The sequence below is a fragment of the Kitasatospora sp. NPDC018619 genome (genome assembly GCF_044391605.1).
Taxonomy (GTDB): Bacteria; Actinomycetota; Actinomycetes; order Streptomycetales; family Streptomycetaceae; genus Kitasatospora.
This window is the reverse complement of sequence record NZ_JBISAI010000022.1, coordinates 48,237-60,040: the sequence shown is the minus strand read 5'-3', so window position 1 is coordinate 60,040 and position 11,804 is coordinate 48,237. Positions and strand designations below refer to the sequence as shown.

Sequence of the window (11,804 nt, the reverse complement as noted above, 5' to 3'; positions counted from 1 at the left end):
TCACCGGCAGTGGCCCGAGCATACGGACCGTGCGCGGCCCGTGGGCGAACGCCGGGTTGAATCGAGCCGGCTGATCGGTGCACCGGCCGTGTCCGGCGCCAACCGGCCCGCGCCACAGAGGCCTTGGGGCGCAAGGGAGAGGCCCCGGACCGCCCGAGCGGTCCGGGGCCGCGCGTCACCCGGTGCGGGTCAGGCGCTCTTGACGGCCGCGAAGCGGTCCGAGACGTCCTGCCAGTTGACGACGTCCCACAGGCGGGTGACGTAGTCCGGGCGGACGTTGCGGTACTGGAGGTAGTAGGCGTGCTCCCAGGCGTCGAACGCGAGCAGCGGGGTGGTGCCCTGGCCGACGTTGCCGTGGTGGTCGTAGACCTGCTCGACGATCAGGCGCTTGCCGAGCGGCTCCCAGGACAGGATGCCCCAGCCGGAGCCCTGCACGCCGGTGGTGGCGTTGGTGAGCTGCTTCTTGAAGGCCTCGAAGCTGCCGAAGTGCTCGGTGATGGCGTCGGCCAGCTCGCCCTCGGGGCGGTCGCCGCCCTCGGGAGAGAGGTTCTGCCAGAAGAGCGAGTGCAGCACGTGGCCGGACAGGTGGAAGGCGAAGGTCTTCTGAAGGCCGACCAGGCCGCCGAACTGCTCCTTGTCGCGGGCCTCGGCCAGCTGCTCCAGGGTGTCGTTGGCGCCCTTGACGTACGCCGCGTGGTGCTTGGAGTGGTGCAGCTCCAGGATCTCGGCCGACATCGCCCGCTCCAGCGCGGAGTAGTCGTACGGCAGGTCGGGAAGCGTGTAGGTGCCCATCAGGACACGGCCCCTTTCGGCTGGTTGAACGGTGGTGATCGTGCCGGGACAACACTATTGCGTAAGGCTTGCAAGAACGAAGCATGGGCTCCTGCTTATTCCTCACGCCTCGTCGGGCACAATGGTGACCGTTCCATGTAATGACCGACAAGGGTGAGTGACTATGACGCGGTCGCCGGTGGTGCTGGGCATCGAGTCCTCCTGCGACGAGACCGGCGCGGGCCTGGTGCGCGACGGCGTGCTGCTCGGGCAGGCGGTGGCCTCCTCGATGGACGAGCACGCCCGCTACGGCGGGGTGGTGCCCGAGATCGCGGCCCGGGCGCACGTGCACGCGATGGCGCCGGTGGTCGGGGAGGCGCTGGACCGCGCCGGGCTCACCCTGGCGGATGTCGGCGCGGTCGCGGTGACCACCGGCCCGGGCCTGGCCGGGGCGCTCCAGGTGGGCGTGGCCGCCGCCAAGGCGTACGCCTTCTCGCTGGGCGTCCCGCTGTACGGCGTGCACCACCTCGCCGGGCACGTCGCCGCGGCCACCCTGGACGGCGGGGCGCTGCCCGACCCCTGCGTGGTGCTGATCGTCTCCGGCGGCCACACCTCGCTGCTGCTGGTGCGCGACCTCGCCCGGGACCCGATCGTCCACCTCGGCGACACCCTGGACGACGCGGCCGGCGAGTGCTTCGACAAGGTCGCCCGGATCCTGGGCCTGCCCTACCCCGGCGGCCCGGCGATCGACCGCGCCGCGCGCGCCGGCGACCCGGCGGCCGTCCGGCTGCCGCGCCCGCTGACCGGGCCGCGGGACGACCCGTACGCCTTCTCCTTCTCCGGGTTGAAGACCGCCGCGGCCCGCTGGGTCGAGTCCCGCAGCGAGCCGAACGTGCCGGACGCCGCCGCCGCGCTGCAGGAGGCGATCGCGGACGTGCTGACCCGCAAGGCGGTACGGGCCTGCACGGACCACGGGATCGGCACCCTGGTGGTGGTCGGCGGGGTCGCGGCCAACTCCCGGGTGCGGGCGCTGGCCGAGCAGCGGTGCGCGGCGGCCGGGATCGCGCTGCGGGTGCCGCCGCTGCGGCTGTGCACGGACAACGGCGCGATGGTGGCGGCGGTCGGGGACCTGCTGGTCCGTGCGGGCGCGCGGCCGGCACCGGCGGACCTCTCGGTGGACCCGTCGGCGCCGCTGGAGTCCGCCGCGCTCACGCCGCGGGCGCTCGTCCGGGCCTGAGCCCGCGGCCTGACCGTCACCACCAGCGGCGGCACCGGCGACGCCGACCTCTACTACAACGGCGGCGCCTGGGCCACCACCGGCTCGTACCAGGCCAAGTCCACCAGCGGCGGCAACGGCGAGGCCCTCACCGTCGCCGACCCTCCGGCCGGCTGGGTCTACTTCAGCCTCCACGGCCGGCAGGACTTCGCCGGCGTGACCGTCACCACCAGCTACAACTGACCCACCGCGCCGTACGCACGGCCGGGCGCACGCACCGTCGTCCGCCACGGCAGGCGCAGCAGGGCCCCGCGGCTTCGCGGGGCCCTTTCGCGTTCCGGTCCGCCCGGCCGCACCCAGCCCGCATTTCCACGGGTTATAACGATTCGACCATCGAATAGCCGTCAACAAGGCGTACGGATTGCATAATTCTCTGCCGGAGGGGTGTCCGGCCTTCGAACTTTCGGTTAAGGTCCGAGACAGCTGGACCCATTCGGCTTCTGGCGCCGGAATGCCGAATAGCACTGATGGCTCGGCCGCGACGGCTTCGCCGCGGCCACGATCCCCGGAACGGAGAGCGGTCATGAGGATGATCAAGGCGATGGTCAGGAAGTTCAAGAAGGAACAGGACCTGGCGAACTACTCGTGGGTCCCGCACGTCATCTGACGTGCTCTTCCACCGGCGGGGGCACGGGTCGGCCGCGCCCCCGCCGGCGCCGTTCCACACTTCCACTGCCCGCTCCCCCGCCCCCTGCCACCGCCCGTCCCGGACACCGCGAATTGGAGGCCCGATTCCCGTGGAAGAAATGGCGACGACCACCGCGCCCAGCCGTTCCCTCGCATTCGCCCCGCGGATTCAGGAGCTGCTGGACAGGGACGAGAAGGTATTCCGGATCGACCCGGGCAAGGTCGGCGTATCGGACTGCGGACTGCTCGCCGAAATCGTCGCGGCACGCCCCGTCCATTCCACCGAGCGCTCGGTCTACAAACCCGCCGGCGGCGCCGACATCCCCCATGACAGCGCGACCCGGACGATCCGGGCGCTGGGGCAGGACGCCCTGGCGGGCATCCGCACACCGCCGCCCCCGGCCCGCGGCATGTCCGGCACCTGGCCCTACGCGGGCACCTCCCACCTGCGCCGCTGGCTCTTCTCCGCCGACCCGCTGCCGGTCTCCCTGCTGTCGAAGCGCGGCGTCTCCCGCTCCGACGCCCTCTCCCTGCTCGTCGACCGCGCCGTCACGCGCTGGCCCGGCCGGGGCGGCCGGGGCGGCTCGACCGCCCTGGCCGGACTGATCCGCGACGCCGACGACCCGCTGGAGCGCAGGCAGGCCGTCGCGATGTACCGCCGGGCCACCGCCACCCTGTGCGACGGCGTCGCCGCCCTCACCGGCAACGCCCTGTGGCTCATGGGCCCGCAGCGGCGCCGGGCAGCGCACCGCACCGACCTCACCACCGTCCTCTGGGAGGCCCTGCGCCTGCTGCCGCCCGCCTGGATGCTGTACCGCAACGGCGGCGAGGCGTACACCGGGCTGCACCCCGAGATCCGCCCGGGGGACGACATCGCGCTCCTCCCGCTGCTGATGCACCGGCACGCCGACTACTGGTCCGACCCGTCGGAGTTCCGGCCGGAGCGGTGGGAGGGCGTCGCCGACCCGGAGAAGGCGCCCGCGTTCATGCCCTTCGGCTTCGAGGGCGCCCGCTGCTGGGCCAAGCACCTGGTGGTGCCGCTGGCCGAACGACTGCTGGCCACCGCCCTGGAGAACCGGATCAGCGTCCGCACCCCCCGGCCGGAGGCCGAGGTGCCGCTGCGCTCCCTGCTCGCCGTCCGCTTCGAGGCACGGGTCGGCGTCTGACGGCCCGGTGCCCCGGCCCCCTGACCCCCGGGACACACCATGGAACCGCCCGCACTGGCCGACTGGGTCGGCGACGTCGACGCCTTCGCCGCCCACCGGTGGCAGCGCGAACCCGCACTCTTCCCGCGGAACGACCGACGGGCCGCCGCCGCGCCGTTCGGCCTCGACGAACTGGACGCCGCCTTCGACACCGGGCTGCTGCGCACGCCCTACCTGGAGATGGTCCGCTCCGACAAGGTGACCATCCCGCCCGAGGACTACACCGCCGCCCGCGTGGTCAACGGCGTCACCCACCACGGCTTCGCCGACCGGGCGAAGGTCCTCGCCCTGCTGCGCCGCGGGGCCACCCTGCTGCTGCGCCGCGTCGACCAGTGGCACCCGCCGACCGGCGCGTTGGCGGCCCGGCTCTCCGCGGAGCTGGACCGGCGGGTGGAGTCCTTCTTCTTCGTCACCCCGGCCGGCGGCCAGGGCCTCGCGGTGCACCGGGACGACGCCGACGTGTTCGTCCTCCAGGCCGCCGGGCGCAAGACCTGGTACGTCCACGACGCCCCGGCGACGGCCGACTGGCGGCTCGGCGAACTCCCGGACGGCGAGCGCTCCCCGCTGCGCCTGCACGGCGTCCTCGAACCGGGCGACGTGCTCTACGTGCCGCGCGGCTTCGCCCACCGGGCGGTCGGCGCCGGCGGCCTGTCCGCCCACCTGTCGCTGACCGTCCGCGACCTCTCCGTCCGGGACCTGGCCACCGCCCTGGCCGCGCAGGCGACCGAGGGCCTCGGCCTCCCGGCCCGCCCGCTCGGCGACGCCGCCGTCGCCGAGGCCTGCGCCGCCCTGCTCGACCACGCCCGGGCGAGGCTCGCCGCGCTGGAGCCGGAGGAACTGCTGCGCGCCGCCCGGCGGGCCGCCCGCGCGGAGGGACCCGCCGACGGTCCGGCGGAGAGCCTCGCGCAGGCGGCCCTGGCCTGGCCGCCCGGCCCCCGGGGGCCGGGCGCACCCGTCCTCGGCCGTCCCTGGCACAGGCTGCGCGCGGCGGCCCGCGGCCGGGCCTGACGGGCGGACAGCCGGACGGGAGAACGGGCTGACAGCGGGACGGGAGGACGGCGGTACGGCTCAGCCGACCGCCGGCTCCGCCTCCCCCGTCCGCTGGCCCGGGACCGCGCGGTCCCGCTGGAGGTCCAGCAGTTCGCGGAACAGCCCGTCCGGGCGGGCGGCCAGCTCGGCCCAGGTGCCGGACTGGACGATCCGCCCCCGGTCCATCACCAGCACCCGGTCCGCCACCGCCGCGTTGGCGATGTTGTGGGTGACCAGCAGGGTGATCCTCCCGGGGCGAGGTCGCGCAGGGCGTGCAGGATGCGGTGCTCGGCGCGCGGGTCGAGGTCGGAGGTCGGCTCGTCCAGGATCAGCAGGCCGGGGCTGCGCAGGGTGCGGTACAGCGCCCGGGCCACCGCCGCGCGCTGCCAGCCGCCGCCGGACAACTCGGCGCCGCCCCACCAGCCCTGGGCCAGCAGGGTGCGCCAGCCGGAGCGCAGCCGGGCGACCACCTCGTCGAAGCCGGTGAGCGCCGCCGCGTGCTCGACGTCCTCCGCCACCCGCTCGGTGAGGTGCCCCAGGTGGACGTTCTCGGCGGCGCCCAGCGGCCAGCGGGCGAACTCCTGCGGCACCCGGGCGACCCTCGCCCACATGGCGTCCGCGTCCAGCTCCTCGACCGGCACGCCGTCCCAGGTGATCCGGCCGGACTGCGGCAGGTACAGGCCGGACAGCAGCTTCAGCAGGGTCGACTTGCCGCTGCCGTTCTGCCCGATGACGGCGACCACCTCGCCGGCCCGCAGGGTCATGCTGACCCCGCGCAGGGCCGGCTCCTGCTGCTCGCCCGGGTAGCGGTGGACCAGGTCCGTCACCTCCACCGACCGCGGCGCGGCGGGCACCCGCTCGCCGCGCCGGACGCGGTGGCCGCCGGCCTCGTCCAGGAAGGTGAAGTAGTCGTCCAGGTACAGGCCCATCCGGTACAGCCGGGCGCCGTTGCCGACCAGGCCGTGCAGGCCGGTGGCGGCGGTGCGCAGCGCGAAGGTGGCGGTGCCGGCGGCGGCCAGGTCGATGCGCCCGGCGGCCACCAGGTAGAGCAGGGTGCCCCAGACCAGCGCGCTGCCCGCGCCGGTGCCGAGCGCGGCCAGCAGCGACACCCGGGCGGCCTGCCCGGTCGCCCGGTCGGTGGCCGCGACGATCTTCTGCTCGGCGTGCCGGTACTTGGCCATCAGGAAGGGCGTGACCTGGTCCGAACGGACCTGGTCGGCGCGGGCCTTGTCGATCAGGAACCACCGGTAGACGCGCAGCGCACCGCGGTCCTCGTTGGTGGTCACCGCCGCCAGGTAGTGGATCCGGGCGGTGCGGACGGCGCCCACCCCGGTCGGCACCGAGCCGAGCAGCAGCAGCGGCACCAGCCAGGGGTGGAGGGTGGCCAGGACGCCCGCGGCGGCGGCCAGCGAGACCGTGGAGGCGATCACGTCCTGGGCGTTGGAGAGCAGGTCGGGCGTGGTCGAGGCGCCCCGGTCGGCGGCCTCCCACTGCTCGTTGTAGGCGGGCTCGTCGTACGCCTTCAGCTCGGCGGCGCAGCCGGCCGCGATCAGCGCCAGCTCCGCCTCCCGGGTGATCCGCGGCGAGACCCGCCCGGACAGGCCGACCACGGTGATGCCCAGGACGGCCCGCAGGGCGGCCGAGACGGTGAGCAGCAGCAGCGAGGGGGCGGCGGTGCGCAGGTGCTCGGTGACCGGGCCGGCCACCAGCAGCGCACCGAGGGTGCCGGTGGTGGCGTACAGCGCGAGCGCCCCGAACACGCCGGCCAGCGCCTGGCAGACCAGCAGCAGCACGGTGGAGGTGCGGTCGGCCGCCCAGGCCAGCGTCGTCGCCCGGCGCACCAGGTGCGGCAGGCGGCGCAGCATGGCACTCGCGGACATCGAGGCGGCGGCCTGTTCGCGGCGGTCGCCGGGGAAGCGCAGCCGCAGCTCCTCGTCGTGTTCGGCGCCGGGGCCCCGGGCGCCGTCGTGCCGGGCGCCCCGGTGTTCGCCCCCGTCCGTCCCGACCTGGGGTTTCCCGGATTTCGCGACCTGCTGGGACACGGTGTTCCTCCCTGGTACGGCGGCCGGCGGTCGCGGCGGGTCCGCCCGCGGGCAGCCCTCACCGCCGGGTGGGCGCGGTGGGTCGGCAGCGGCGCCGGGGGCGCGCTGCGAGGGGTGGTCCTGCGGTGCGGACCCCGATCCTGGCAGCGGGCCGCGGGGGCGTCCGGCGTGTCCCGGCCGGTCTCACTCGATCCGGTCAATTCCGTGTCGGTGGCGGCGAGTTGGTGGCGGTCGGGTACCGGAGGGATCCCCGGTGTCCGAGGCACGCGCGGTGCCGGGACCGCCCCCGGGCGCGGGCCCCGCGGAGCCGCCCCGCTGGCAGCGGCCGGCGCCCCGGGTGAGGATGGAAGCCCGGCCACCGCCGGCCCCGGCCCGATCGGAGCGCGATGAGCGAGCAGTCCAACGTCGTCCTGCTGACCTTCCCCGACGCCGGGGCCTGGCGCCCGGCCTTCGACGAGGCGCAGCACCTGCCGGGCCTGCGGATGGTGGCGGCGATGGAGCGCAGCGCCGACGGGCTGCTGGAGGTCGCGGACACCTTCACCCGGGGCGCGGGGCTGGCCACCGTGGGGTCGAGCGTGCTGGGCGGCCTGATCGGGCTGCTCGGCGGGCCGGTCGGGGTGCTGCTGGGCTTCGCGGCGGGCGCGGCGCTCGGCAACGCGGCCGAGGAGCACCAGGCGAGCGAGGGCGGCGCCGGGCTGATCCTGCTCTCGCCCCGGGTGCCGGACGGCGGCGCGCTGCTCGCCCTGGAGATCAGGGAGTCCGCTCCCGGCCCGGTCGACGAGTTGGCGGCCCGGCACGGGGCCGCGGTGGAGCGGATCGACGCGCGCGTGTTCGCGGAGCAGGTGCGGGCGGCCGAGCAGCGGGCCGAGGAACGGCCGTCGGCCGAGGAACGGCCGTCGGACGAGGAACGGCCGTCGGACGAGGAACGGCCGTCGGACGAGGAACGGCCGTCGGACGAGGAACGGCCGTCGGACGAGGGGCAGCCGTCGGACGAGGGGCAGCTGTCGGACGAGGAGGCCGGGCGGGCCGGGTGAGTCCCGCCGGGCCCGCCCGGAGGCCCCTCGGCCGGCCCGAACGCGACGGCGGGAGCCCGGGGTCGGTGCCCCGGGCTCCCGCCGTCGAACGCCCGTCAGCCGTCGGCGCCGTCAGCCGCCGCCGATCACGCCAGGTCGAAGCGGTCCGCGTTCATGACCTTGACCCAGGCCGCGACGAAGTCCTCGACGAACTTCTCCTTGGCGTCGTCGGCCGCGTACACCTCGGCGACGGCGCGCAGTTCGGCGTTCGAGCCGAACACCAGGTCGGCGCGGGTGCCGGTCCAGCGCACCCGGCCCGACTCGTCCCGGCCCTCGAAGGTGTGCGCGTCCTCCGAGGTGGCCTTCCAACTGGTGCCCAGGTCCAGCAGGTTGACGAAGAAGTCGTTCGTCAGCACGCCGGGGGTCTCGGTGAACACGCCGTGCGGGGAGCGGCCGTGGTTGGCGCCCAGCACGCGCAGGCCGCCGACCAGGACGGTCAGCTCGGGCGCGCTGACGCCCAGCAGGTTGGCCTTGTCGAGCAGCAGGTACTCGGCCGGCAGCCGGGCGCCCTTGCCGACCCAGTTGCGGAAGCCGTCCGCCTTGGGCTCCAGCGCGGCGAAGGACTCGGTGTCGGTCAGCTCCTGCGGCGCGTCCACCCGGCCGGGCGCGAACGGCACCTCGACGGCCAGGCCGGCCGCCTTGGCGGCCTGCTCGATGCCGACGCCGCCGGCCAGCACCACGAGGTCCGCGAGCGAGACCTGCGTGTCGCCGGCCTGGGCGTTGAACTCCTGCTGCACGCCCTCCAGGGTGCGCAGCACCGAGGCCAGCTGGTCGGGCTCGTTGACCTCCCAGCCGATCTGCGGCTGGAGCCGGATCCGGCCGCCGTTGGCGCCGCCGCGCTTGTCGCTGGCGCGGAAGGAGGAGGCGGCCGCCCAGGCGGTGGAGACCAGCTCGGACACCGACAGGCCGGTGGCGGCGATCCGCCGCTTGAGGTCGGCGACGTCGGCCGCGCCGATCTGCTGGTAGGAGACCTCCGGCAGCGGGTCCTGCCAGAGCAGCTGCTCGCTCGGGACCTCGGGGCCGAGGTAGCGGACCACCGGGCCCATGTCGCGGTGGGTCAGCTTGAACCAGGCGCGGGCGAACGCGTCGGCGAACTCCTCCGGGTTCTCCAGGAAGCGCCGGGAGATCGGCTCGTAGATCGGGTCGAAGCGCAGCGACAGGTCGGTGGTGAGCATGCTCGGGGCGTGCCGCTTGGTCGGGTCGTGCGCGTCCGGGACGGTGCCCTCGCCGGCGCCGTCCTTGGGCTTCCACTGGTGCGCGCCGGCCGGGCTCTCGGTGAGCTCCCACTCGTAGCCGAACAGCGTCTCGAAGAAGCTGTTGTCCCAGGTGGTCGGCGTGGGCGTCCAGGTGACCTCCAGGCCGCTGGTGATCGCGTCGGCGCCCACGCCGGTGCGGAAGCTGCTCTTCCAGCCGAGGCCCTGCTGCTCCATCGGGGCGTCCTCCGGGTCCGGGCCGACGTTGTCGGCCGGGCCGGCGCCGTGGGTCTTGCCGAAGGTGTGGCCGCCGGCGATCAGCGCGACGGTCTCCTCGTCGTTCATCGCCATCCGGTGGAAGGTCTCGCGGATGTCGCGGGCGGCGGCGATCGGGTCCGGGTTGCCGTTGGGGCCCTCGGGGTTGACGTAGATCAGGCCCATCTGGACGGCGGCCAGCGGGTTCTCCAGCTGGCGGTCGCCGGTGTAGCGCTCGTCGCCGAGCCAGGTGGTCTCGGGGCCCCAGTAGACGTCCTCGTCCGGCTCCCACTCGTCGACCCGGCCTCCGCCGAAGCCGAAGGTCCGGAAGCCCATGCCCTCCAGGGCCACGTTGCCGGACAGGACGATCAGGTCCGCCCAGGACAGCGCGCGCCCGTACTTCTTCTTCACCGGCCACAGCAGGCGGCGGGCCTTGTCCAGGCTGGCGTTGTCGGGCCAGCTGTTGAGCGGGGCGAAGCGCTGCTGGCCGCCGCCGGCGCCGCCGCGGCCGTCGCTGATCCGGTAGGTGCCGGCGCTGTGCCAGGCCATCCGGATGATGAAGGGGCCGTAGTAGCCGAAGTCGGCCGGCCACCAGTCCCGCGAGGTGGTCAGGGCCTCCTGGATGTCGCGCTTGACGGCCGGGAGGTCGAGGGTCCTGAAGGCCGCGGCGTAGTCGAAGTCCTCGCCGAGCGGGTTGGCCACGGCGGGGTTCTTCGCGAGGATCTTCAGGTTGAGCCGCTCGGGCCACCACTGGCGGTTCCCGCCGCCCTGGGTGGGGTGCGGCGCTCGCCCGTGGTTCACCGGGCAGCCCTCCGCGCTCGCCTCTACGCCGGTTGCATCGTGGTTGTCAGACATGGGAATCCTTCCCTCACAAGGCGGATCACGGTGTCTTCAGCTCTACCTACGGCACCTACTGCTGCTGCTGTCCAGGCTAGCGCCGGAGCCGATCCTACGATGGACGGAATCCAAGTCAAGAAAGACACCAAAGACATATCCGGTCGGGAATCGGAAGGGACCGGAGCTGACATTGGTAAACTCCGGTCCTCCCCTTGCCCTGAATAGGTGAATCGATATGAGTGACCTGCTGGAGCGGCTGCGTGGGCGCGGTTGGCGCCTCACCTCCCAGCGGCGTGTCGTGGCCGAGGTCCTGGACGGCGACCACGTGCACCTGACCGCCGACGAGGTGCACGCCCGGGCCGCGGAGCGCCTCCCGGAGATCTCCCGGGCGACGGTCTACAACACCCTCGGCGAGCTGGTCACCCTCGGCGAGGTCGTCGAGGTGGCCACCGACGGGCGCGCCAAGCGCTACGACCCGAACGCGCACCGCCCGCACCAGCACCTGGTCTGCACCGGCTGCGGCGCCATCCGCGACGTCCACCCGCAGGGCGATCCGCTGGGCGACCTGCCGGCCGAGCAGCGCTACGGGTTCGCCGTGGCGCAGGTGGAGGTCACCTACCGGGGGCTGTGCCCGGCCTGCGCGGGCGGCACCGCCGGCTGAGCGGCCGACCGGCGGCTCGGCCGCTCCGGCGCGCCCCCGGGGCCGACGCGCCGACGGTCCGGCCGGACGCGGGCGGGATCCCTTAGGGTCGGCCAATGGCGAAGTACTTCGACGTCCACCCAGAGTCCCCCCAGCCGCGCACCATCGGCACCGTGGTCACCGGCCTGCGGGCCGGGGACCTCATCGCGTACCCGACCGACTCCTGCTTCGCGCTGGGCTGCCGCCTGGAGAACCGCGAGGGCCTCGACCGCATCCGGTCGATCCGGCGCCTCGACGAGCGCCACCACTTCACGCTGATGTGCATGGACTTCGCCCAGCTGGGCCAGTTCGTCCACATCGACAACAACGTCTTCCGTGCGATCAAGGCCGCGACGCCGGGCAGCTACACCTTCATCCTCCCCGCCACCAGGGAGGTGCCGCGCCGCCTGCTGCACCCGAAGAAGAAGACGGTCGGCGTCAGGATCCCCGACCACGTCGTCACCCGGGCCCTGCTCGCCGAGCTCGGCGAGCCGCTGGTCTCCAGCACCCTGCTCCTGCCCGGCGAGGAGGAGCCGATGACCCAGGGCTGGGAGATCAAGGAGCGGCTCGACCACCAGCTGGACGCGGTGGTGGACTCGGGCGACTGCGGCACGGTGCCGACGACGGTCGTCGACTTCTCCGACGGCGAGGCCGAGATCACCCGGCGCGGCGCCGGGGACCCGGCGCGCTTCGAGTGACGGGCCGGGCGCCCCCCGGGGGGGGGGGCCCCGGCCCCCCCCGTTGGGGACGGGACCGCCGAAACCTCACCCGGGTCCACAGCGGACCCGCGCAGCGGACGCCCCGGTGGTGCGGCGGG

The 11,804-nt window shown here is 74.4% G+C and carries 11 protein-coding genes; 7 read left to right on the top strand and 4 right to left on the bottom strand.

The annotated features are described in order from the left end of the window. Window positions 1–189 precede the first annotated feature (189 nt). A complete protein-coding gene (locus ACH5AR_RS28465; RefSeq protein WP_396304383.1) occupies window positions 190–792 on the bottom strand; it encodes a superoxide dismutase in 603 nt (200 codons plus the stop codon). A 163-nt stretch (window positions 793–955) separates the two neighbouring features. On the opposite strand from ACH5AR_RS28465, the gene tsaD reads away from it, so the two are divergent. From tsaD to ACH5AR_RS28445, 4 genes are all read left to right on the top strand, one after another. Next, window positions 956–2,008, top strand: a complete 1,053-nt coding sequence (gene tsaD / locus ACH5AR_RS28460; RefSeq protein ID WP_396304382.1) for a tRNA (adenosine(37)-N6)-threonylcarbamoyltransferase complex transferase subunit TsaD — start codon at window positions 956–958, stop codon at window positions 2,006–2,008. A 9-nt stretch (window positions 2,009–2,017) separates the two neighbouring features. Next, complete coding sequence (locus ACH5AR_RS28455) at window positions 2,018–2,230, top strand: PPC domain-containing protein (protein WP_396304424.1); 213 nt, start codon at window positions 2,018–2,020, stop codon at window positions 2,228–2,230. Window positions 2,231–2,793: 563 nt separating this feature from the next. Continuing rightward, a complete protein-coding gene (locus ACH5AR_RS28450; protein ID WP_396304381.1) occupies window positions 2,794–3,840 on the top strand; it encodes a cytochrome P450 in 1,047 nt (348 codons plus the stop codon). Window positions 3,841–3,879: 39 nt separating this feature from the next. Next, complete coding sequence (locus ACH5AR_RS28445) at window positions 3,880–4,887, top strand: JmjC domain-containing protein (RefSeq protein WP_396304380.1); 1,008 nt, start codon at window positions 3,880–3,882, stop codon at window positions 4,885–4,887. A gap of 60 nt (window positions 4,888–4,947) precedes the next feature. On the opposite strand, the gene ACH5AR_RS28440 is transcribed toward ACH5AR_RS28445, so the two are convergent. Then, entirely contained in the window at window positions 4,948–5,115 is a 168-nt protein-coding gene (locus ACH5AR_RS28440; RefSeq protein ID WP_396304379.1) for a hypothetical protein, read from the bottom strand. After that, a complete protein-coding gene (locus ACH5AR_RS28435) occupies window positions 5,094–6,950 on the bottom strand; it encodes an ATP-binding cassette domain-containing protein (protein WP_396304378.1) in 1,857 nt (618 codons plus the stop codon). Before ACH5AR_RS28435 ends, ACH5AR_RS28440 begins: the two co-directional genes overlap by 22 nt. Window positions 6,951–7,336: 386 nt before the next feature. Between ACH5AR_RS28435 and ACH5AR_RS28430 the strand changes: the two genes are divergently transcribed. After that, window positions 7,337–7,984, top strand: coding sequence for a hypothetical protein (locus ACH5AR_RS28430; protein ID WP_396304377.1), 648 nt, complete (start codon window positions 7,337–7,339; stop codon window positions 7,982–7,984). 125 nt (window positions 7,985–8,109) lie between these two features. On the opposite strand, the gene katG is transcribed toward ACH5AR_RS28430, so the two are convergent. Further along, window positions 8,110–10,326 carry a catalase/peroxidase HPI gene (gene katG / locus ACH5AR_RS28425; RefSeq protein ID WP_396304376.1) on the bottom strand — a complete coding sequence of 739 codons (2,217 nt, stop codon included), beginning with the start codon at window positions 10,324–10,326 and terminating at the stop codon, window positions 8,110–8,112. A gap of 217 nt (window positions 10,327–10,543) precedes the next feature. Between katG and ACH5AR_RS28420 the strand changes: the two genes are divergently transcribed. Beyond that, window positions 10,544–10,969, top strand: a complete 426-nt coding sequence (locus ACH5AR_RS28420; protein ID WP_396304375.1) for a Fur family transcriptional regulator — start codon at window positions 10,544–10,546, stop codon at window positions 10,967–10,969. 95 nt (window positions 10,970–11,064) lie between these two features. Continuing rightward, the gene (locus tag ACH5AR_RS28415) at window positions 11,065–11,685 is read left to right on the top strand and encodes an L-threonylcarbamoyladenylate synthase (RefSeq protein WP_396304374.1); all 621 of its coding nucleotides are present in this window, start codon (window positions 11,065–11,067) and stop codon (window positions 11,683–11,685) included. Window positions 11,686–11,804: the final 119 nt, after the last annotated feature.

What these genes read in the sequence shown, in the direction of transcription:
- ACH5AR_RS28420 (WP_396304375.1), top strand. Translation starts at nt 10,544, where the DNA reads ATGAGTGACCTGCTGGAGCGGCTGCGTGGGCGCGGTTGGCGCCTCACC.
- katG (WP_396304376.1), bottom strand. Translation starts at nt 10,326, where the DNA reads ATGTCTGACAACCACGATGCAACCGGCGTAGAGGCGAGCGCGGAGGGC.
- tsaD (WP_396304382.1), top strand. Translation starts at nt 956, where the DNA reads ATGACGCGGTCGCCGGTGGTGCTGGGCATCGAGTCCTCCTGCGACGAG.
- ACH5AR_RS28465 (WP_396304383.1), bottom strand. Translation starts at nt 792, where the DNA reads ATGGGCACCTACACGCTTCCCGACCTGCCGTACGACTACTCCGCGCTG.
- ACH5AR_RS28445 (WP_396304380.1), top strand. Translation starts at nt 3,880, where the DNA reads ATGGAACCGCCCGCACTGGCCGACTGGGTCGGCGACGTCGACGCCTTC.
- ACH5AR_RS28450 (WP_396304381.1), top strand. Translation starts at nt 2,794, where the DNA reads ATGGCGACGACCACCGCGCCCAGCCGTTCCCTCGCATTCGCCCCGCGG.
- ACH5AR_RS28415 (WP_396304374.1), top strand. Translation starts at nt 11,065, where the DNA reads ATGGCGAAGTACTTCGACGTCCACCCAGAGTCCCCCCAGCCGCGCACC.
- ACH5AR_RS28430 (WP_396304377.1), top strand. Translation starts at nt 7,337, where the DNA reads ATGAGCGAGCAGTCCAACGTCGTCCTGCTGACCTTCCCCGACGCCGGG.